The sequence below is a fragment of the Thiocapsa marina 5811 genome (assembly GCF_000223985.1).
Taxonomy (GTDB): Bacteria; Pseudomonadota; Gammaproteobacteria; order Chromatiales; family Chromatiaceae; genus Thiocapsa; species Thiocapsa marina.
In genome coordinates this window covers 44,275-63,695 of record NZ_AFWV01000014.1, presented here as the reverse complement: position 1 = coordinate 63,695, position 19,421 = coordinate 44,275, and the positions used below count along the sequence as shown (strand labels likewise).

18 protein-coding genes and 1 pseudogene are annotated in these 19,421 nt (G+C 64.6%); 7 read left to right on the top strand and 12 right to left on the bottom strand.

Annotated features, from left to right (window positions below; all coding sequences use genetic code 11):
• The first annotated feature begins 57 nt into the window (after positions 1-57).
• Complete coding sequence (locus THIMADRAFT_RS19330) at positions 58-3,378, top strand: DEAD/DEAH box helicase (protein ID WP_007194785.1); 3,321 nt, start codon at positions 58-60, stop codon at positions 3,376-3,378.
• A 64-nt stretch (positions 3,379-3,442) separates the two neighbouring features.
• On the opposite strand, the gene THIMADRAFT_RS19325 is transcribed toward THIMADRAFT_RS19330, so the two are convergent.
• From THIMADRAFT_RS19325 to eat, 8 genes and pseudogenes are all read right to left on the bottom strand, one after another.
• Positions 3,443-4,447, bottom strand: a complete 1,005-nt coding sequence (locus THIMADRAFT_RS19325; protein ID WP_007194784.1) for a TIGR00341 family protein — start codon at positions 4,445-4,447, stop codon at positions 3,443-3,445.
• 92 nt (positions 4,448-4,539) lie between these two features.
• A complete protein-coding gene (locus THIMADRAFT_RS19320; protein WP_007194783.1) occupies positions 4,540-4,983 on the bottom strand; it encodes a hypothetical protein in 444 nt (147 codons plus the stop codon).
• A 79-nt stretch (positions 4,984-5,062) separates the two neighbouring features.
• The gene (locus tag THIMADRAFT_RS19315; RefSeq protein WP_007194782.1) at positions 5,063-5,260 is read right to left on the bottom strand and encodes a hypothetical protein; all 198 of its coding nucleotides are present in this window, start codon (positions 5,258-5,260) and stop codon (positions 5,063-5,065) included.
• A gap of 368 nt (positions 5,261-5,628) precedes the next feature.
• A complete protein-coding gene (locus THIMADRAFT_RS19310) occupies positions 5,629-6,549 on the bottom strand; it encodes a LysR substrate-binding domain-containing protein (protein WP_007194781.1) in 921 nt (306 codons plus the stop codon).
• A gap of 83 nt (positions 6,550-6,632) precedes the next feature.
• Complete coding sequence (locus THIMADRAFT_RS19305) at positions 6,633-7,553, bottom strand: alpha/beta hydrolase (protein ID WP_007194780.1); 921 nt, start codon at positions 7,551-7,553, stop codon at positions 6,633-6,635.
• A 428-nt stretch (positions 7,554-7,981) separates the two neighbouring features.
• A pseudogene (gene eutC, locus THIMADRAFT_RS19300) lies at positions 7,982-8,799 on the bottom strand (ethanolamine ammonia-lyase subunit EutC).
• Positions 8,800-8,807: 8 nt separating this feature from the next.
• Positions 8,808-10,199: an ethanolamine ammonia-lyase subunit EutB gene (locus THIMADRAFT_RS19295; protein WP_007194778.1), complete on the bottom strand. Its 1,392-nt coding sequence runs from the start codon at positions 10,197-10,199 to the stop codon at positions 8,808-8,810.
• Positions 10,200-10,215: 16 nt separating this feature from the next.
• Positions 10,216-11,202 carry an ethanolamine permease gene (eat, locus tag THIMADRAFT_RS19290; RefSeq protein ID WP_007194777.1) on the bottom strand — a complete coding sequence of 329 codons (987 nt, stop codon included), beginning with the start codon at positions 11,200-11,202 and terminating at the stop codon, positions 10,216-10,218.
• Positions 11,203-11,405: 203 nt separating this feature from the next.
• Between eat and THIMADRAFT_RS19285 the strand changes: the two genes are divergently transcribed.
• Positions 11,406-11,864, top strand: a complete 459-nt coding sequence (locus tag THIMADRAFT_RS19285) for a hypothetical protein (protein WP_007194776.1) — start codon at positions 11,406-11,408, stop codon at positions 11,862-11,864.
• 130 nt (positions 11,865-11,994) lie between these two features.
• On the opposite strand, the gene hda is transcribed toward THIMADRAFT_RS19285, so the two are convergent.
• Both hda and wrbA read right to left on the bottom strand, forming a co-directional pair.
• Positions 11,995-12,699, bottom strand: a complete 705-nt coding sequence (gene hda / locus THIMADRAFT_RS19280; protein WP_007194775.1) for a DnaA regulatory inactivator Hda — start codon at positions 12,697-12,699, stop codon at positions 11,995-11,997.
• Between the two features lie 34 nt (positions 12,700-12,733).
• Positions 12,734-13,333: an NAD(P)H:quinone oxidoreductase gene (gene wrbA, locus THIMADRAFT_RS19275; protein WP_007194774.1), complete on the bottom strand. Its 600-nt coding sequence runs from the start codon at positions 13,331-13,333 to the stop codon at positions 12,734-12,736.
• Positions 13,334-13,592: 259 nt separating this feature from the next.
• On the opposite strand from wrbA, the gene THIMADRAFT_RS19270 reads away from it, so the two are divergent.
• Complete coding sequence (locus THIMADRAFT_RS19270) at positions 13,593-14,150, top strand: thioredoxin family protein (protein WP_007194773.1); 558 nt, start codon at positions 13,593-13,595, stop codon at positions 14,148-14,150.
• Positions 14,151-14,208: 58 nt separating this feature from the next.
• A complete protein-coding gene (locus THIMADRAFT_RS19265; RefSeq protein WP_007194772.1) occupies positions 14,209-14,499 on the top strand; it encodes an acylphosphatase in 291 nt (96 codons plus the stop codon).
• Positions 14,500-14,541: 42 nt separating this feature from the next.
• Here the strand turns inward: THIMADRAFT_RS19265 and cpdA are convergent, their stop codons facing one another.
• Entirely contained in the window at positions 14,542-15,408 is an 867-nt protein-coding gene (cpdA, locus tag THIMADRAFT_RS19260; protein WP_007194771.1) for a 3',5'-cyclic-AMP phosphodiesterase, read from the bottom strand.
• Positions 15,409-15,619: 211 nt separating this feature from the next.
• On the opposite strand from cpdA, the gene THIMADRAFT_RS19255 reads away from it, so the two are divergent.
• The 3 genes from THIMADRAFT_RS19255 to THIMADRAFT_RS19245 all read left to right on the top strand — a co-directional run bounded on the left by THIMADRAFT_RS19255 (position 15,620) and on the right by THIMADRAFT_RS19245 (position 17,340).
• Positions 15,620-16,039, top strand: coding sequence for a rubrerythrin family protein (locus THIMADRAFT_RS19255; RefSeq protein ID WP_007194770.1), 420 nt, complete (start codon positions 15,620-15,622; stop codon positions 16,037-16,039).
• A 519-nt stretch (positions 16,040-16,558) separates the two neighbouring features.
• Positions 16,559-17,062, top strand: coding sequence for a hypothetical protein (locus tag THIMADRAFT_RS19250; protein WP_050799633.1), 504 nt, complete (start codon positions 16,559-16,561; stop codon positions 17,060-17,062).
• Positions 17,059-17,340: a BPTI/Kunitz domain-containing protein gene (locus THIMADRAFT_RS19245; RefSeq protein WP_007194768.1), complete on the top strand. Its 282-nt coding sequence runs from the start codon at positions 17,059-17,061 to the stop codon at positions 17,338-17,340. The genes THIMADRAFT_RS19250 and THIMADRAFT_RS19245 overlap by 4 nt, the downstream gene beginning before the upstream one ends.
• A 204-nt stretch (positions 17,341-17,544) precedes the next feature.
• Here the strand turns inward: THIMADRAFT_RS19245 and lpdA are convergent, their stop codons facing one another.
• Positions 17,545-19,272 carry a dihydrolipoyl dehydrogenase gene (gene lpdA, locus THIMADRAFT_RS19240; protein ID WP_007194767.1) on the bottom strand — a complete coding sequence of 576 codons (1,728 nt, stop codon included), beginning with the start codon at positions 19,270-19,272 and terminating at the stop codon, positions 17,545-17,547.
• Positions 19,273-19,421 lie beyond the last annotated feature (149 nt).

Here is a 19,421-nt window from a genome sequence, read left to right as displayed (position 1 = left end):
TCCCTGCCTCGAGGTTGTAGGCTCGCGGCTTTCTCGTTGTAACACTCAAGACACGCGATGCCTCCCGCTTTACTGCACCTCGATCCGGAAACCCTGAAAGATGCGATTCCGCCGGCCTACCTGGAACGGGGTCGGCGCTATCTCCAAGAACGGCGGGTCCTGAGTGCCGATCACGACGCCGAGCGCGGGCTGGTGACGGGGCGGGTGCGGGGCTCGGGCGGGCGGATCTATCAGTGCATCGTGCAACTCGGCAAACGGGCAGACGGCGCCCTCACGGTGGTCGGACAATGCTCCTGTCCGGTGGGGTATAACTGCAAGCACGTGGCGGCCGTGTTGTTGTCCCTGGGTACGCGGACAACGCCTGCAAACCTGCCGGCCGCGGGGCGCGCACTGCCGTTTCAATTAAAGAGCTGGCTCGATCAGATCGAGCGTGCGACGGGCGTTCCCGCCGAAGAGCCCCATCGGATCCTCTATTTTCTCGATCCGCAGGAGCACCTCGGGGTCAGGCGCACGCAGGTCCGTGCGGCGAAGGCGCGCCAGCTGCTCGCCGGCGGCTACGGTAAACCGCAGGATTTCAATCTCCTCGGTCACTCCAAGGCCAGCTTCATCGGTCCGGAAGACCAACGCATCATGGGGCTGCTCTCCGTTGCGCGGGGCGGCGGCGACCCGACCGCCGCCTATCTGGATACGCTGACCGGTGCGGATGTCATGGCGGCGATGACGCGTACCGGGCGTGGTTATCTGCGCTCGATCGATGGCCCGGTCCTGCGTGACGCGGGCCCTCTTGCGGGGCGCCTGGAGTGGCGCCTCGCGGAGGATGCCCGGTTGCACGTGATCCTCGACACCGATCGCCAGGGGCTCTTGCTGTTGCCGATGTCGCCGCCCTGGTATCTGGATCCGGAGACCGGCGACTGCGGCCCGCTCGAGACCGGCCTCGATGATCGGGAGGCCGGCGTCTTGGCCGCGGCCCCGGTGGTTGCGCCCGAGTCGGTGGATGCGTTGGAGGAGGCTGCGCGGGAGCGTTTCAAAGGGCGCTTGGTTCATCTGCCCAAGCGCCCGGAGCGCCGTCGCAGCCACTCCGAGGAGCCCGTTCCGCGTCTGCGTCTGTGCAGCGTCGATCTGGCGGCAAGCAGCGTGGGACGGTACTGGGGCATCCAGCGGCAGCCCGAGTGGGCACATCATGCCGTGCTCGATTTCGCCTACGGCGGCACCGGTGTCGATCCGCGCGACCGCACGCCGGTGCTGCGCCGGGTCGAGCAGGGCGTGCTCGTGGAGGTCGAGCGGCGACCCGACGCCGAACAGACCGCGATCGGTTTGCTCGAGGTGTCTGGTTTCCGCCGCGCGACGGAGGCGTCCGAGGCCGATGGACTCTGGTTCGAGCGCGCCGACTCCGAAACCTGGCTCGACTTCATGCAGGATGGGCTGCCCGATCTCGAGGCGCAGGGTTGGCGGATCGAGATCGAGGACGGTTTCCACTTTCGGGTCGCCGAGATCGGCGATTGGGAGATGGACATCGCCGAGGACGAGGGCGGCAACTGGCTCGACGTGGGGTTGGGCGTGGAGGTCGACGGGCAACGGGTGGATCTGCTTCCGCTGCTGGTGGAGATGATCGGGCGCTATCAGGTGGACCTCTCGACGCGGACGCTCGCCGCGATGGACGACGAAACGCGCTTGCAGCTGCGTCTTCCGGACGGACGGCTGATCCTGATGCCGGTGGAGCGTCTGCGGCCGATCCTCTCGACCTTAATCGAGCTGTACGACCCCGAGGGTCCGTTGGGATCACAGGGGAGCAAGGGCCGCCTGCGTCTTTCGCGGGTCCATGCGGCCCAACTCGCGGAGCTGGAGGCGGCGGCGCCTGCACTGCGCTGGCGGGGCGGGGACGCGGTGCGCGAATGGGGGCGACGGCTACATGACTTCCAGGGGCTGGAGGCGATCGCACCCCCCGTCGGACTGACGGTCGAGTTGCGACCCTATCAGCGTCAAGGTCTCGACTGGCTACAGTTTCTGCGCGAGTACGGGCTCGGCGGCGTCCTCGCCGACGACATGGGTCTCGGCAAGACGGTGCAGACCTTGGCCCATCTTCTGGTCGAGAAGGAAAGCGGGCGAGCCGACCGACCGAGCCTGGTGGTCGCGCCCACGAGCCTGCTCTTCAACTGGCGCCGCGAGGCCGAGCGTTTTGCCCCGGCGTTGCGTGTCCTCTCGCTGCACGGCTCGACGCGACACACCCGGTTCGCCTCGATCCCCGATCATGACCTGGTGTTGACGAGCTATCCGCTGTTGCCCCGAGATCTGGACGCGCTCGCGGCACGGGACTTCCATCTGCTCATCCTGGATGAGGCCCAGAACATCAAGAATCCGCGCAGCAAGGCAGCACAAGCCGCCCGAGGCCTGAGCGCACGCCATCGGCTATGCCTGACCGGCACTCCGATGGAGAACCACCTCGGCGAGCTTTGGTCGCTGCTCGATTTTTTGATGCCCGAGCTACTCGGAGACGAGCGCCGCTTTCGGCGGCTGTTTCGAGTTCCGATCGAGCGTCACGGGGACGATGTGCGTCAGGACGAGCTGCGTCGGCGGGTCGCGCCCTTCCTGTTGCGTCGCACCAAGGAAACGGTTGCCTCCGAGTTGCCGCCGAAGACCGAGATCATTCGCGAGGTCCCGCTCGCGGACGATCAGCGCGATCTCTACGAGACCTTGCGGTTGGCGTTACACGAAAAGGTGCGCGAGGAGGTCGCGCGCAAGGGACTTGCGCGCAGCGGGATCATCATCCTGGACGCCCTGCTCAAGCTTCGCCAAGCCTGCTGCGACCCGCGTCTGGTGTCGCTCGAGAGCGCGCGCCGGGTCAAAGGCTCCGCCAAGCTGGACCTGCTGATGACCTTGCTGCCCGAGCTGCTCGAGGAGGGGCGGCGCGTACTGCTTTTCTCGCAGTTCACGAGCATGCTTGCCCTGATCGAGGAGGAGCTGACGAAACGCGGGCTGTGCGAGGATCAAGACTTCGTGAAGCTGACCGGGCGCACCCGCAATCGCGACCGTCCGGTCGATCGCTTCCAGGCCGGGGAGGTCCCGCTGTTCCTGATCAGCTTGAAGGCCGGCGGTACCGGGTTGAATCTGACCGCGGCGGACACCGTGATCCATTATGACCCTTGGTGGAATCCCGCGGCCGAGCGCCAAGCAACCGACCGCGCTCACCGCATCGGTCAAGACAAGCCGGTTTTTGTCTACAAGCTCTTGACCGAGGGTACCGTCGAGCAACGTGTCGCTGATCTGCAAGCCCGCAAACAAGCGCTCGCCGACGCCATGCTGGCAGGCGGGGGTGCCGCATCGGGCACCTTGAGTCCGGATGACCTCGATCTCTTGTTCGCCCCGTTGGCCGACGACTGAATCCGGGTAGGGCCGAGTGCGCCCGGACCGACGCGGAGCGTCCCGGCGGCCTTACCGGACATCCTCACCAGGCGGCATGCCAGCCGGTCGTCCGGATCAGGATCACGGCGATCAGCAACATCAGGAGCACGGCCCAGAGCGAGAGATAGATCGCCATCGACTGTTTCGCGCGATTGCGATCGGTCCAGGAGCGGGGTCGCACCCCTTTGAGAAGGAAGACGACCTTTGCCGAGAGCAGCACGCAGACGATATTGACGATCAGCAGCAGAAAGGCGCCAAGCGCCTCTTCCCAGCGTCCCGCGCCCAGCATCATTCCCATGGTGGCGGTCGGCGGGAGCAGGGCAACGGCGACCATGACGCCGACCAGGGTCGAAGACAAGCCGGTCGTCAGGGAGAGGACCGCCGCGGCGCCCGAGGCCAGCCCCAGCACAACCCCGCCGAGATCGACACTCGTGCGGGATATGATCTCCGGGCTATCGAGCCCGATCGGCAGGATCAAGGCGATCGCGATCGCGATCAGCATGGCCAGGCCGATCCCCGCGCCGTTGGTCTTGAACGCGCGCCAGGTCAGCTCCTTGTCGCCGAGCGAGGTGGCGAACGCCAGTGCGATGTTGGGTCCGAGCAGCGGCGCGATGACCATCGCCCCGATCACGACCGCGACATTGTTCTCGATCAGACCGATGGCGGCCACCAAGGTCGAGAGGGCGGTCAACACCAGAAAGTTGCTGTCGAGCTGCGCGCCTTTTGCGATCTGACTGTAGAGCTCCTCGCGGGTCGCGGCGACGGTCTTGGACTTCTCCTCCTTGACGTCCTGGTCGGCCTGGCCGTCGTGGGTCAAGACGGCGTCGATCGATTGGACGACGATTCTCGCCCGATCGTTGGCTTTGAATAGATCCTGGAGCGAGTCGACCATCGCCTGTCGGCGGTCGTCCGGGACCAGCATGCGGATGCTGCAGCGCCCGTCATCTCCGTCGCCGCCCCACCAGAAATCTTCAGCGCCATAGAATTTCGCCATCCCGGCGAGCGTCTTGGCGTGCTTCCGATCGGCGATCACCTCGACGATGCGCATGGGCTTAAACCGCGTCCGGAGTGAAATGCGTCACTGTCATGTCGTGTCGGGCTCAAGGATTTTTCCGGCTTTTGGAGTGACGCCGCTTAGACTCAAAAAACCGGGATCTGGGCGAACAAGAACAGCAGGATCAGCGCCAAGACCCCGACCGCCGTCCAGATGTGGTTCGCCAGGCGATGACGCCTGCTCCGTTTCACGCGCGCGGCACGGAAGCCCGGGTCGGACTCGATCTCGGGGGCTAGGTAGACACGGCGATGGCTCAAATCAATTGCATCGACGGCGGCGGCCGCAGTCACCGGATCGGTCCGGTAGAGGCCGGCCTCCGCGTCGAGCATGCTGCGCCTGAGTGCTGTTTGTGCGTGCATCCGGGCGACGTGGAGTGCAGGAAAAAAGGCGGCATAGCGGATACGCGGACGGGTCGGGTCGGCTGCCGCGACGTCCGAAGGCGTCGGATTCTGCGGTGAGCTGAAGACGCGCACGAGACCGGGCCGATCCCCACGCGTCTCGATGATCAGATAACCTTCCAGATCACTCATCACGGCATCGAGCGCGCGGCCGGCGCATCCGTGCGCCGAGAGAGGGTATGGACTCGGTTGCACGTGCGCCGGATTCGAATCAGGCCGCGCGGGTGGTCGTGCGCTCGATCTCCCAGTTGCACCGGTCGATAAGGACCTTCAGCGACTTCGTGACCGTAATGTCGCTTCGCAGCTCGAACCGCTTGCCGCGCTCCCAGCAGTCGTCGGCCGCATCCGCGAGCAGCGGAAGTCCTTGACGGCACAGTTCCCAGAATGCGAGTGATCGTTGTGTGCTCATGGTGCGTATCCCCTGGCAATGGGTCCGTAGAGGGACGATGACGACTTGCTTTCTCCAAAGCACAAGTCTTGCCATCTTGCCCGAACCCCTGGCTACTCAGGATTTGTAGCCTTTTCGCAACAGACCAAATCGTTCGATTTGTCGTTGACCCCACGTCAAGTCTAGCGCAAGACGAAATTTTTGTCGGCATCGCAACACCCATGATTCTTTTCCGCAACGAAGTGACGTTCGGCCCTGCTGGGTCAACGTGCGTGCAGCGTCGGGATTTGCAATACAAAAGGTGCTGAACGGGAACGAATTCGTTTCGAATGTTGCGCGCCGGAATCTGCGCGTCGAGCGGCGCAAAACCGATGATTCTCTGATCGGGATCAGCTCAGACGTCTGACCGTGTTCGGGAGGTTCTGCCGAATGACGTCGGCAAAGGCCTGCAGCGCCTCGCGTCGCGGGAAGCTGCGACGGTAGACCAACGAGATGCGGCGGAACGCATCCGGAAGGTTGTCCAGCGGGCGTGCGATGATGCCGCTGTCGGTCATCCAGGCCCCGCGGATCGCCAATGCCGGGACGAGGGTACAGCCGAAGCCGGCACCCACGAGCTGGAGGAGGGTCTCCAGGCTCGCGGCGCGCAGGTCAGCCATCTCGCCCTTCGTCGGCCGCTCCGCGAGACGGCAGACCTCCATGACCTGGTGGGTGAGGCAATGTCCGTCGGCCAAGAGCAGGAGATCGACCTCTTCGAGGTCTTGCGCCGTGATCTCGTCCTTCTCGTACAGGGGGTCGTTGCGCGGATGCGCCAGCCAGAAGGGCTCGTCGAACAGCGGCATCGTGTCCAGATCCGTGTCGTCGACCGGTGTGGCGAGCAGCGCGGCGTCGATCTCGTGCCGGACGAGGCGGCCGAGGAGCAGCTCCGTGATCTCCTCAGACAGGATCAGCTTCAGATTCGGATAGGTCCGCTTCAGCGGCACCAGGATCTGCGGAATCAGGTAAGGGCTCAGTGTCGGGATGGCCCCGATGCGCAGCGGGCCGGCGAGCGGATCCTGATGCGCGCGCGCGACCTGTTCGATGGCCTGGGCCTGCTCCAAGGCAAGGCGCGCATGCGCGAGGATCGCCTCGCCGACCGGTGTGATCTCGACCGAGCGGTTCGTCCGCTCGAAGATGACCACGTCGAGCTCCTCTTCGAGCTTCTTGATCTGTCCGCTCAAGGTCGGCTGACTCACGAAGCAGCGCTCCGCGGCGCGCCCGAAGTGGCGTGTCTCGGCGACGGCGAGGATGTATTTGAGGTCTCGGAGGTTCACGCAGCGATGATACAGCGGCGGGAGTCCGGCCTCCAGCTTTCAGCTGCGGGGCCGTGGAGGCGACGTCTGTCGGCACCTTGCCCCTACGTCGCTTCTGCGGGTGGCTCGACGCTTTCCCGCCCGCGCCTCGGCGGCGCTCCGGCCGAATCCGCGACGGCGCACTGCCGCCGGAGAAACTCGAGCAGGGCGCCGACGTGGTCCTCGATGCGATCGACCGAATCATGATCGGCGCCGTCGATCTCCAGGAGACGCACATGTTCTCCGCAGGATCGTGCGTGGATCAGGCGTGCATCCTCCACCGGAACCACGCGATCCGCCCGGCCGTGCACGAGCAAGACAGGGCAGGTGATTCGGGTGACCGTGTTCACGGGTGCGATGGCGTCGAAGCGGTGTCCGATCAGCCATTCCACGTAGCGGATGATGCCCTGGACAATCGGAGCAGGCAGGTGCAGGTGACGCACCGATGCCTCGGTCACGCGAGCGGGGTGTGCGAACGCCGCGATGCTGATGACGGCCGCGATCTCGGGGTTGCGCGATGCCTCGAACAGGGCGGCTCCGGCCCCGACGGAGTGTCCGAGCACGGCGACGCAGTCGGTGGCTCCCGGGCGATGCCGCTTGAGCCACGCGATGGCCATGCCGAGATCCTCGGCAAACCGAGGCAGGGAGGAAAAGGTATCGGTGTCGCTCCCGCCGTGATTGCGGGCGTCGATGAGCAGGACGTTGAAGCCGGCTTCTCGGAAGGGGATGGCCAGAGGCAGCATCAGCTCGGCGTTGCCGCCCCATCCGTGCAGGATCACGAGTGTGCGTGTCGAGTCCGGTACCTGAAGCAGCCAGCCGAAAAGGGATCGGCGACGCACCGTCGGGATGCGAACGGCTTCGAAGTCGAGGCCGTAGTCCGCTGGCGTACCGGTCTCGCGGAGTCGCGGTGCGCGGAAGCCAAGGTGTACCCCGGCCGGGATCGCGGCTGCGGCCAGAACGGCGAAGAGACTCAGGGTCGTGAGCATGTCGGTCGATGTCCGATACGGCTTGGAAGATTGTCTGCGAACTGTCGCTCCCTGCAGATCAGGCGCACGCGTGGGTTCCTTCGGAAGGCAGGGTGCGTGCCGAGCGCGTCGGGACGTGACGACGAGGCGTGCCGACCTGCGCGGCGAGGATGCGCAACGCCGGTCCGGCGCGCCGAGTGCATGCAATGCGGCGAAAACTCCGCCTCGGCTCGGTAGAGCGACCTCGTTCGGTCGTTTCTAAACCGCGCCCGGCGCGGTCTGTGTAGTTTGTTGAATTGGCTTGGCCGCAGCGGCCCCGATCGTTGTCGGAGCTGGCGCGGTTTAAGATTTTGAAAAATATAACATTCTAAACCGCGTCTCCGCGAAGAGCGGTGGATGCACCCAACTTCGAGCTCACGCGAAAGTGAGCATGTCGCTCTGGACGCGGTTTAGCGTACGGTGTTCGGCAACAGGAAGGTGATGGCGTCGGCGTGACTTTCCAAATGCTCCGGCGACGATGCGTCCTCTTTGAGCGAGACGCCCGAGATTCGGCGGCGTCGCGCCTCATCCAGAAGATAACGCAGTTTGTAGGATGCTGCCTCGTGACCCAGGCCCGCCGAGCGGATATTGGACAGACAGTTGCGATCCGCATCCGTTTTGCCGACGTGCGGACCATGGGTCAGGTAGACCCCGAGACTGTCCGGCGAACTCAGCCCCGGTCGTTCCCCGATCAAGATCACCAGGATCTCGGCACCCAACCGCTCGCCGATCTCGTCGCCGATCGCGACCCGACCCTGCTCGATGATCGGAACGGGACCGACCCGCCAGCCTGCGCCGAGCAGATCCGGGATGATCCGATCCAAGAAGGGCAGGGCGTTTTCGTGGATCGCTCGCGCCGAGAGCCCGTCGGCGATCACGAAGACGACATCCGGTTCGGCATCGGACGCGCTCGCGACATCGTCGAGTAAGGCACGGGACTCGATATCCAGCCGACGCCCCATGTCGGGACGCTGCAGGTACTCGAAGCGACTCGCAGCCGCGCTGCGCAGCCGCAGGCTCGTCCAGCCGCGTGCGTCGAGGTGCGCGGCGATGTTCTCTGCATCCAAAGGTGGACCGCATCGCGGGCCTGCGCATGGGCCAGCTGAAACGCGAGATGCGCCTGTGTCGGCAGACTGCCGCCGGCACGTCCCAATGCGATGCGTGCATCGGTGAAGCGACGCAGAGATGACCAAGGGTTCGGAACGACCGGGCTCGGGATCGTCGACATGGCTTTTCCTAAGACAGTTGCGCCAAGGCGCGACGGAAGGGTTCGGGAAGTGCCGCGGCAACGGCCAATCGATTGTCGTCGTCGAAGATCCCCATTTCCCCGAGCCAGGACTCGAACTCGGGCGCGGGTCTCAGCCCCAGGACATCACGGACGTAGAGCGCGTCGTGGAACGAGGTCGTCTGGTAGTTCAGCATGATGTCGTCCGAACCCGGGATGCCCATGATGTAGTTGCATCCGGCCACGCCGAGCAGGGTCAGGAGGACGTCCATGTCGTCCTGGTCGGCCTCGGCGTGATTGGTGTAGCAGACGTCGCAGCCCATCGGCACGCCAAGCAACTTGCCGCAGAAGTGGTCCTCTAGACCGGCGCGAATGATCTGCTTGCCGTTGAAGAGGTACTCGGGTCCGATGAAGCCCACGACCGTGTTGACCAGGAATGGATCGAGCTTGCGGGCGAGGCCGTACGCGCGGGCCTCCAGGGTCTGCTGATCGACCCGGTGATGGGCGTTGGCGGACAAGGCGCTGCCCTGTCCGGTCTCGAAATACATGACCTGGTTGCCGACCGTCCCGCGCTCGAGCGACAGGGCCGCCTCGCGCGCTTCGATCAAGAGGTTCAGCGTGACGCCGAAGCTCGCATTCGCGGCCTGGGTTCCGGCGATGGATTGAAACATCAGGTCCAGCGGTGCGCCCTGCTCGATCGCCTGGATCTGGGTCGTGACATGGGTCAGCACGCAGGATTGGGTGGGGATGCGGTAGTGCGCGATGATCTCGTCGAGCATCCGAAGCAGGCTCGTGACCGACACGAGGTTGTCGCCTGCCGGGTTGATCCCGATCATCGCATCGCCGTTACCGTATAAGAGCCCGTCGAGGATGACGGCGGCAATCCCCGTGGGATCGTCGGTGGGATGGTTTGGCTGTAGACGCGTCGCCATGCGCCCCGGCAGCCCGATGGTGTTGCGAAAGGCGGTGACGACGCGACATTTGCGCGCGACCAGCACGAGATCTTGAATCCGCATGAGCTTGCTGACCGCCGCGACCATTTCCGGGGTCAGGCCCGGGGCCAAGGCGGACAGGGCTGCCGTGTCGGCTTGCTCCGAAAGGAGCCAGTCGCGAAACTCCCCGACGGTCAGATGCGCGACCGTGGCGAAGGCGCTCGTGTCCTGATCGTCGATGATGAGGCGGGTGACCTCGTCGTCCTCGTAGGGCACGACGGACTCGCTCAGGAATACCCGCAAGGGGAGCTCCGAGAGCGCCAGTTGGGCCGCCACGCGCTCGGCGTCGTTGGCTGCGATTACCCCGGCCAAGGCGTCGCCCGAACGCGCGGGCGATGCCTTGGCCATCAGGTCACGCAGGCCGTCGAAGCGGTAGGTGGTCGTTCCGATGGCTTGCTTGTAGTGAGGCATGGTGTTTCAGCGGACCTCAGGCGATGCCGGCCAGCTCGGCCTCGGCGCGTTTGATCGCCTCGAACTCCTCCTCCGGCGCCTGTGCGACCAGGTGGTGACGGCTGTAGAAGAAGAAATAGGCCGCCATGACGGCGTAGAAGATCGCCGCGTAGAGCACCACCATCGGATCCACCAGGAAACCGGCGACGAAAGCGACACAGGCCAGCACCAAGGCGATGCTCGAGGTCACGATGCCGCCGGGCGTGCGGTAAGGACGCGCGAGATCCGGCTCGCGCCGACGCAGCACGATATGCGAGGCGGTCATGAGGATGTAGGAGATGGTTGCACCGAAGACGGCCATCAGGATCAGCAGGTCGCCCTCGCCGGTGAGCGAGAGGGCAAAGCCGAGTGTTCCCGGCACGACGAGCGCGATCCAAGGGGTCTTGCGCGAGCCGGTGAGCGACAAGACACGCGGCAGATAACCGGCCCGGGACAAGGCAAAGACCTGTCGCGAGTAAGCGAAGATGATCGAGAAGAAGCTCGCGATCAGGCCGGCCAGACCGACCAGGTTGATGAATCCGCTGACCCAGGTGCGTCCGCCGAACGCCGTCTCGGACTCCAGTGCGTCGATCAACGGATTACCCGAGGCCATCAGTGTGGACGATCCTGCACCGCCCGGACCGACGACCAGGATCAGCGCCGCGAACAGGAGCAGGATCAGCATGCCGACGATCAATCCTTTGGGCAGGTTCTTCTTCGGGTCCTGCGTCTCCTCCGCAGCCAAGGGCACGCCTTCGATGGCGAGGAAGAACCAGATCGCGAAGGGGATCGCCGCCCAGATGCCGAGGTAGCCGAAGGGGAGGAAGGCGCTGGCCCCGACGGCGTCCGTCGGCGCAATGTCGAAGAGGTTATCGATGCTGAAATGCGGAATCATCGCGATGACGAAGACCAGCAAGGCCGTTGCGGCCACGGCCGTGATGACGAAGATGAGCTTGAGCGCCTCGCCGACACCGAGACGATCCAAACAGCGTCTCCTGCAGGACCATCGGTCTTGGCATAGACTGAAGACAACACATTCATGCCCTCGAGCGTATCGTGCAGAACCGGAACGACACCGGCCGCACAACCTCGATACGGAGATCTTCGGGCTCGTCGTGAGCGGTGCCCCGTGCATCTCGATCGCCAAGCTGGAGGGCGTTGCCCTCGCCGACCGGACAGGAGCCCAACATGTTTCGTGTCTTCCGCTCCCGATTTCACGGTGTGCTGGCCGCGGGGTTCTTTCTGCTCCTTGAAACCGGTGCTGCGCCGGGCGCCGCCGCGATGTCGGGGCCGGCTTGGGATGCCTGCCGTGACCGCGTGATCGCGAATCTCGAGGCCGCCGGTCTGCGGGATTTCGGGGATGTGAGCGCCTACACGGGTGCAACCGGTACCGGGGCGCTCCAGGCGGTCATCGAGCGATGCGGGTATCGCTCGGAGCACCTCGATCCGGCCTTTTGCGACGATCTCTACGAGCAGGTCTACGCGGCTTGTCGCGAGGATGGCTTCGAGGGCATGAGCATGGCCGCGACGTCGTGGGTTCTGATCTTCGATCCGCAAGGCCCGCTCGTGGAGCGGTTGAGGAGGGTCTGCATCGAGCCGGCGACGATCGATCGGTCGAGGTTCGGTCGTCTGATCTGCGGGGAGTAAGCGGGGTCTGCCGCCCGGTGCGCTCCAGGTTCATCGGCTGCCGGCCGGCGGGCGTTGCGTCGGTCGCGCGCCGGGGTTCGGTTTCTCGGCCCTCGTGTCCCCAGTGGTCGGGGCGGATATCGATCGGCGTTCAACTCTCCCCGCGCATGATGCGGCGCACCAGCGGAATGCTCGGTTGGCGTTGCTCGCGCAGACTCGCTTGGTCGATCCGCTCGATCAGAGCAACCAGCGAGCCGGGATCGCGTGCATAGTTGTTCATGATGTAACGCGCGGTTTCCTGTCCCAGGCGCATGCCGAGCTCTGCGGCGATATCCGTGAGCAATTGCTCGCAGTCCGAGTCGCTCAGCGGCAACAGGCAGTAACGCGGCCCCCATTGCAGGCGCGAGCAGAGATCTGCCAGACCAAGTCCCAGGGCGTCCGGGGCCGTGCTCCCCGCGATCAGCAGTGCGCAACCCTGCGCGCGCGCTCGATTGAACAAATCGAACAAACCCACCTCCCACTCCGCGTTGCCGGCGATGGCCTGCGTATCGTCGATCGCTAAGAGATCTCGGCTCTCCAGGTCGTCGAAGATCGAGGGCATCAGCCCCGCCTCGCAAAGCGGGATGTATTGCGCCGTTCGGCCCCTTTGGATCGCCGCGTGACAGGCGCCGTGCAGCAGATGGGTCTTCCCCGTGGATGCTCCGCCAAACACAAAGACATAGGGCTCGCCCGCCCCGCTCGCCAATGCCTCGACCGCGGCGAGCGCCTCTGCATTCGGGCCGGGGCGATAGTCCGCGAGCGTGGGCTCGCGGATCAGCGTGATCGGCAGATGCAGTTGCCCGGGATGGTCGGCCAAGGGTGCGCCTGCTCGGGGATGCTGGTCAGAGGCTTCAGCGCGGGCGGCGCGAGAGTGCCGCCGCGGTCTCGGCAAGCCGACGACCCAAGGCCAGGCACAGACGCTTCTCCTCGTCCGCGACCGGGAGTGCGCTGTCGGGTCCGGCAAGGTGCGAGGGACCGTAGGGCGTACCGCCAGACCGAGTATGAAGCAGGTCGGCCTCGGTATAGGGGAGCCCGGTCAAGAGCATCCCGTGGTGAAGCAAGGGGATCATCATGGTGAGCAGCGTGGCCTCTTGACCGCCGTGCAGACTGGATGTCGAGGTGAAGACCCCGGCGGGCTTGCCGGAAAGGGCCCCGGAGAGCCACAGACTGCTGGTTCCGTCGAGGAAGTATTTCATCGGGGCCGCCATATTCCCGAAGCGTGTGGGGCTGCCGAGGGCAAGGCCGGCGCAGCCGCGCAGGTCGGCCTCGTCGGCGTAGGGTGCACCGGAGGCGGGGACGCTGTCCTCGGTCGCCTCGCAGACGGTCGAGACGGCGGGAACGGTCCGCAGGCGCGCTTCCAGTCCGCCGGCCTCGACGCCGCGCCCGACATGACGGGCCATCTCTGCGGTGGCGCCGTGGCGGCTGTAATAGAGGACGAGGATGTAGCTCATGGATGGTCGGTCTCCGAAAAAACAGGCTCGGATGCGTGGATCCAGGATTGGACCGGCGCCCGGCGTGGTGTTGACGACGTGGGTCCGGGGCTAGTCTAAACCGCGTACGCAACCGACGCCGATGTTTTCTCGATGCACATGGGCCGCTCGAAACCGGGATGCATCGGCATTGAACTGTCGGGCCGAAGTGGCGAGAATCAGCCGACCCCGCGCGGGCGTTCGCCCGGTGCCGGAAACGTTGCGAGGAGGCAAGAGAAGAATGGCTCAGACGCGTTCGCGTATCGGTCGACAACAGCTTCGACTGATGTTCATCCTGCTCGTTCTGTGCGCGGCCGCCGTCGGCGCAGCAACCCGCGATCCGGGGCAGTATTTCTTCGACCCGACCTTCGGCGATTTTGCCGAGGAGCTCCAGACGGCGAGAGACGAGGGGAAGAAGGGCATTCTGCTGATGTTCGAGATGGATGAATGCCCCTTCTGCCATCGGATGAAGACCACGGTGCTCAACCAGCCCGATGTGCAGGACTACTTCAAAGAGCATTTCATGATCTTTCCCGTGGATATCGAGGGCGATGTCGAGATCCATGATTTCGCGGGTACTGCAATGGCGCAAAAGGATTTTGCTTTGAAGACCCATCGGGTGCGCGCCACGCCGGTGTTCGCCTTCTTCGACCTTGACGGCAACATGGTGGCCAGATACACCGGCGCCACGGGTGATGCGACCGAGTTCATGTGGCTCGGGGAATACGTGGTTCAGGAACGCTACAAAGACATCACCTTCCCGGCCTACAAGCGCGAGCGTCAAGCCGCCGCCGACTAGACCCGCACGCCAACCCACGATTCGGGCGACCTTCGGGACGCGATCCGAGGAGCAGAGAATGGACGAGCATCAAAGCGAGCAACGCATCTGCTACCGCTGCCTCGTCGGCGGGCGAGTGCAGGGCGTGTTCTTCCGTGCGTCGGCCCGCGAGCAGGCGATGCGCCTGGGCGTGACCGGGTATGCGCGCAATCTCCCCGACGGTCGCGTGGAGCTTCTGGTTTGCGGTGAGGCGAGTGCGGTGGGTCATCTGCGCGACTGGCTGCGTACCGGTCCACCGGGCGCCGCGGTCACCGGGGTTGCTTGCGAGCCTTTGGACTTTCAGCAGTATCCGAGTTTCGCCATCGACTGACGCTGCGTCCCGCGAGTCACCTTGGGCAGGGCCTCGCGCGCCTCAGTATCCGCGCGCAGTCCGAAGGGCGCGTTCCGGATAGCCGTCGAGACGCACGACGTGCGTCTCCAGCGCGCCGTTCTGATGCAGGGTGAGCTCTCGGTAACCGGGGGCTCGGGTATCGATCGCAAATTCGGACCGGCGCGGCGCGAACTGAACGCAGGTCGAGGGTGTTCCCAGGACGCTGTATCCGTCGATGCGCTGCTCGAATTCCTGGTGGATATGACCGCACACCAGTGCCTTGACCCGAGGAGATCGGTTGCAGAGCGCGATCAGCTCATCTCCGTCCGCGACCGAAAGTCGGTCCATCCAATCGCTCTGTACAGGGATCGGATGCTGATGCAGAAAGATGACGGCGGGCGAGGGGCTCGCCGCCAAGGCCTCGCGAAGCGCTGCGAGCCGGGCCCCGCCGATTCGCCCACCGTCCTGGCCTGGCTCCGTGGAATCCAGAAAGACGAGATTCCAGTTGCCGAGCCGGTGCACGGCAACCGGGCCGAGCGCCGCGGGTCCGAGCAGGTCCTCCATCAGAGGCCGAGAGTCGTGGTTGCCGGGGATGCAGTAATAGGGCAATCCGGTGCGATCGAGGAGCCGGCGAAGCGAGCGGTAACCTTCGCGCGACTCGTCGTGAACGAGATCGCCCGTGAGGACCAAGGTATCGGCATGCGGGGAATGTGTGCATGCGTGCTCCAACACGGCCTCGAAGCTGCGCCGCGTGGTCACGCCGAGCAGCTGCCCGTCGGCTTTTGCGAAGAGATGCGGATCTGTCAACTGCAGAAGCGTCCGTCGTGGCTCGCCCTGTCCCGAGCGGAGTTCCTCGCCTGTCGTTGAAGGGGCGACTTCGAATGTCCGTAAGCCGATGGACGCTGGCATGGTCTGCTCCTCTTTGATCAAGCTAGGGTATAGCAATTGTGAACGGGGGCGTCGCCGAACCAGTTCACAGACTTGTCGAAGAGCGGCGTCGCCCATAAAAAGAGACGATCGGTGCTATTGGAACAAACAATTTCTGAAACGGCGTCGAGACGACTAAGGTTTCAGGTGCAGGTTCAGCCAACCCAGTTCATTCCATCGTGAGGAGACCGACATGGAGCTCAAGGGCAGCAAAACCGAAGAGAGTTTGAAGGAGGCCTTCGCGGGCGAGTCCCAGGCCAATCGCCGCTATCTCTACTTCGCCGCCAAGGCCGATGTCGAGGGCTACAACGACGTGGCAGCCGTCTTCCGTTCCACTGCGGAAGGCGAGACCGGCCATGCACACGGCCACCTCGAATATCTCGAAGCCGTCGGCGACCCGGCCACCGGAATGCCGATCGGTCCGACCGGCGACAACCTGCGTGCAGCCATCGCGGGCGAGACCCACGAGTACACCGATATGTATCCCGGCATGGCCAAGACGGCCCGCGACGAAGGGTTCGACGAGGTTGCGGATTGGTTCGAGACGTTGGCAAAGGCCGAGCGCTCGCACGCCAACCGCTTCCAGAAGGCGCTCGACAACCTCGACGCTTAAGCCGCGTCCCGCGCCGGTAGGTCGACTCGTCGTCACGCTCGACGGTGCGGGTACCGAGCGCCTCGGCGTCGGACGTGATTTAGAGAGAAGGCGCGTTCGTTGATGTGCTCAGAACGAGCGACCTGGAACTAAGGGCATACAAGGCCATTTAAGGGGCGACTCGAGTCGCCCCTTCGCGTTTTGCCACGAACAGCACTGCGGATGCCGAGGTCAGGGAATCGTCCACCAGATTCGCAGGATCTTCTCGGAACGGCCTGTGCGTCGCAGGCTCACGCAGTCTCCTTCTCCGCCGTATAATCGAGGCTTGACCCCGGGCGCTCCAAACGCACGACGTCATGAGCTTCGGCGCCGAACAGCGGCGCACAAGGTCGTCGTTTGACCCTTATAGGACGGGGATCGCCCCACCTTCAACCTTTCTCCTTCTTTAAACCGCGTCTGCTGAGACGCCTTTGAATGATTGCGACGCGGAGTCAGCGTGAGAAGAGTGCCTGTTGCAACGGACGCGGTTTAAAGGGCCCGATGGAAAGACTCCTTGACTGGATCAGCGCGCGCCGACCCTGTCGCCTCATCGAAGGCGATCAAGGCGAACCCTACCTCGAGCGCTACTACCTCCTCGGCGCCTTCGGCTGGCATCTCTACCTGCACCGTTTCGTCGATTCGGATCCCGATCGCGGCCTTCACGATCACCCCTGGGGACACGCCTTGAGCTTGGTGCTGTCGGGGGGCTATGACGAGATTCGCGCACTCGAAGGGGACTCGGAGCAGACCCGGGTGTACTTTCGTGGCCCGGGGCGATTCAACCGGCTGCGCGGCTCGGATTATCACCGCGTGGTCCTACGTGCAGGCGTGCCCGCTTGGACGCTCTTCCTGCATGGCCCGCGGATCAAGGGCTGGGGATTCCGTCGAGGCGGGACGGTCCAGGTGATGGCGAAGGATGGCAGCGAGTTTCGGCATCGCGATTGGTGGAAGTATGCACCGACGGGCGCGCGAATCCGAGCGACGGCGCGGATCCGGTCTCGATGATGACTGAGCGGCTGGGCCGGTTTCGCCTTCCGGTGCTGGTCATCCTCATCGCGGGCCTTGCGGGCTGCGGCGGAGCGCCTACGGGAGGGTCGAGCGACGAGCTGCCCGTCGCCTGCCTGGTCAAACCCGATCCCGGTCCCTGCAGGTCCAATCGTCTCGGGTTCTATTACGATTACCGAGACGACCGCTGCAAGGCATTCACCTACGGGGGCTGTGCGGGTCGGGTGCCGTTCTCGACCTTACAGCGCTGTTTGGACTTCTGCGGGGCGAAGCGGTAAGGCTTTAAACCGCGTCCAGTGCGACATGCGTCATTTGCAAGTTGCGTTCGGCCTCGGGGATGTCCTCGAGCTCGGTGAAACGCGGTTTAAAATTTAATATTTTTTAATACCTTAAACCGCGCCGGCTCCGACAATTGTCGGAGCCGGCGCGGCCAGGCCAATCCAACAAACTACGCATACCGCGCTGGGCGCGGTTTAAGCATATCAGCGCTTCTTCGGAGGCAAGAGATCCGTGATTGACCCGTGCGCCATCTCGGCGGCGAGCCCGATGGTTTCGTTCAGGGTCGGATGCGGATGGATGGTCAGACCGATGTCTTCCATGTCCGCGCCCATTTCGAGCGCCAGAACAGCCTCGCCGATCAGCTCGCCGGCGTTCGGGCCGACGATGCCTGCGCCCAGGATGCGCTTGGTCTCCGGATCGAAGAGCAGTTTGGTCAGACCCTCGTCGCGATGGATGCCGAGCGCGCGCCCGCTCGCCGCCCAGGGGAAAACGCCTTTCTCGTAGGCGATGCCTTTGGCCTTCGCATCGGTCTCGGTCAGGCCCATCCAGGCGACCTCGGGGTCGGTGTAGGCGACCGAGGGGATGGTCATGGGGTCGAAGAGTGCCGGCATGCCGGCGATCACCTCGGCCGCGACCTTCGCCTCGTGGGTTGCCTTGTGCGCAAGCATCGGCCCGCCGACCACGTCGCCGATGGCGAAGATGTTCGGCACGTTGGTGCGCATGTGCGCATCGACCTTGATGAAACCGTGCTGATCGACCTTCACCCCGGCGGCCTCGGCGTTGACGAGCTTGCCGTTCGGGCGCCTGCCGATCGCGACCAGCACCTTGTCGTAGATCTCCTCGCCCGGCTTTTTGCCCTCGAACACGACCTTGATGCCTTCGGCCGTGGCGCTCATCTGCGCGACCTTGGTCTCGAGTCGGATCGTACCGTAGCGTTTCTTGATGACCTTTTCGAGCGCGCGCACGAGGTCGATGTCCGCGCCCGGCATCAGCTGATCCTTCATCTCGACGACCTCGACGGTCGAGCCGAGTGCGCTGTAGACGCTCGCCATCTCGAGCCCGATGATGCCGCCGCCGACGATGAGCAGACGCTCGGGGATGTCCGCGATCTCGAGCGCGTCGGTGGAGTCCATGACGCGCGGATCGTCATGCGGAAACCCCGGGATCTTCATGGGCGCGGAGCCGCAGGCGATGATGCAGTGATCGAACAGGATTCGAACCGGACCGCCGGGTTGTGCCACGGCGATCCGGTTGGGTGCCTCGAAGCGGCCGGTCCCCTGGATCACCTCGACCCGACGTTGCTTCGCCATGGCTGCGAGACCGCCGGTGAGCTTGGCGACCACCTGCTCCTTGCCCGCGCGCATCTTGTCCAGATCGATCGTCGGCTCGCCGAAGGTCACGCCCATCGTGCCCAGCGTCTTGACCTCTTCGAGGATGGCGGCGGTGTGCAGCAAAGCCTTGGAGGGGATACAGCCGACGTTCAAACAGACGCCGCCGAGGGTGTCGTAGCGCTCGATCAGGACGACCTTCTTGCCGAGGTCGGCGGCGCGGAAGGCAGCGGTGTAGCCGCCGGGGCCGGCGCCGAGCACCACGACCTCGGTAACGATCTCCTGGGATGCGGCGGCCGTCGTGCTTGCGGGCGCTTTCCCCGTGTCGGCGCCGCCCGCAGCCTGCGCATCCTTTACCTCGAGCGTCATGATGAGCGTGCCTTCGGAGATCCGATCGCCGACCGCGACCTCGACGCTGCGCACGATCCCGGCGCGTGGTGCCGGGATCTCCATGCTTGCCTTATCGCTTTCAAGTGTAATCAGCGACGCCTCTTCGATCACCGAATCGCCGGGTGAGACCAAGACCTCGATGACCTCCACGTCCTTGAAGTCCCCGATGTCCGGTACCTTGACCTCGATGATGTCGCCGCTCTTGTCGTTCATGGTGTGATTCTTCTCTTGGGGCCGCAAGGGCCGCGCGATGATGATGGCTCGATAGCGCTCAATCCTAGACGAAAGCGTGTCGCGAGGCGAAACCCGCGACCCTATTCACTGCATTGGATTCGGGCACCGCGCTCGGGCGCGAGGCGCCG

What these genes read in the sequence shown, in the direction of transcription:
- THIMADRAFT_RS19250 (WP_050799633.1), top strand. Translation starts at nt 16,559, where the DNA reads ATGGAAAGACTCCTTGACTGGATCAGCGCGCGCCGACCCTGTCGCCTC.
- THIMADRAFT_RS19305 (WP_007194780.1), bottom strand. Translation starts at nt 7,553, where the DNA reads ATGCTCACGACCCTGAGTCTCTTCGCCGTTCTGGCCGCAGCCGCGATC.
- wrbA (WP_007194774.1), bottom strand. Translation starts at nt 13,333, where the DNA reads ATGAGCTACATCCTCGTCCTCTATTACAGCCGCCACGGCGCCACCGCA.
- THIMADRAFT_RS19325 (WP_007194784.1), bottom strand. Translation starts at nt 4,447, where the DNA reads ATGCGCATCGTCGAGGTGATCGCCGATCGGAAGCACGCCAAGACGCTC.
- THIMADRAFT_RS19315 (WP_007194782.1), bottom strand. Translation starts at nt 5,260, where the DNA reads ATGAGCACACAACGATCACTCGCATTCTGGGAACTGTGCCGTCAAGGA.
- THIMADRAFT_RS19295 (WP_007194778.1), bottom strand. Translation starts at nt 10,199, where the DNA reads ATGCCTCACTACAAGCAAGCCATCGGAACGACCACCTACCGCTTCGAC.
- THIMADRAFT_RS19285 (WP_007194776.1), top strand. Translation starts at nt 11,406, where the DNA reads ATGTTTCGTGTCTTCCGCTCCCGATTTCACGGTGTGCTGGCCGCGGGG.
- THIMADRAFT_RS19255 (WP_007194770.1), top strand. Translation starts at nt 15,620, where the DNA reads ATGGAGCTCAAGGGCAGCAAAACCGAAGAGAGTTTGAAGGAGGCCTTC.
- THIMADRAFT_RS19320 (WP_007194783.1), bottom strand. Translation starts at nt 4,983, where the DNA reads ATGAGTGATCTGGAAGGTTATCTGATCATCGAGACGCGTGGGGATCGG.
- lpdA (WP_007194767.1), bottom strand. Translation starts at nt 19,272, where the DNA reads ATGAACGACAAGAGCGGCGACATCATCGAGGTCAAGGTACCGGACATC.
- THIMADRAFT_RS19270 (WP_007194773.1), top strand. Translation starts at nt 13,593, where the DNA reads ATGGCTCAGACGCGTTCGCGTATCGGTCGACAACAGCTTCGACTGATG.
- cpdA (WP_007194771.1), bottom strand. Translation starts at nt 15,408, where the DNA reads ATGCCAGCGTCCATCGGCTTACGGACATTCGAAGTCGCCCCTTCAACG.
- THIMADRAFT_RS19265 (WP_007194772.1), top strand. Translation starts at nt 14,209, where the DNA reads ATGGACGAGCATCAAAGCGAGCAACGCATCTGCTACCGCTGCCTCGTC.
- THIMADRAFT_RS19330 (WP_007194785.1), top strand. Translation starts at nt 58, where the DNA reads ATGCCTCCCGCTTTACTGCACCTCGATCCGGAAACCCTGAAAGATGCG.
- THIMADRAFT_RS19245 (WP_007194768.1), top strand. Translation starts at nt 17,059, where the DNA reads ATGATGACTGAGCGGCTGGGCCGGTTTCGCCTTCCGGTGCTGGTCATC.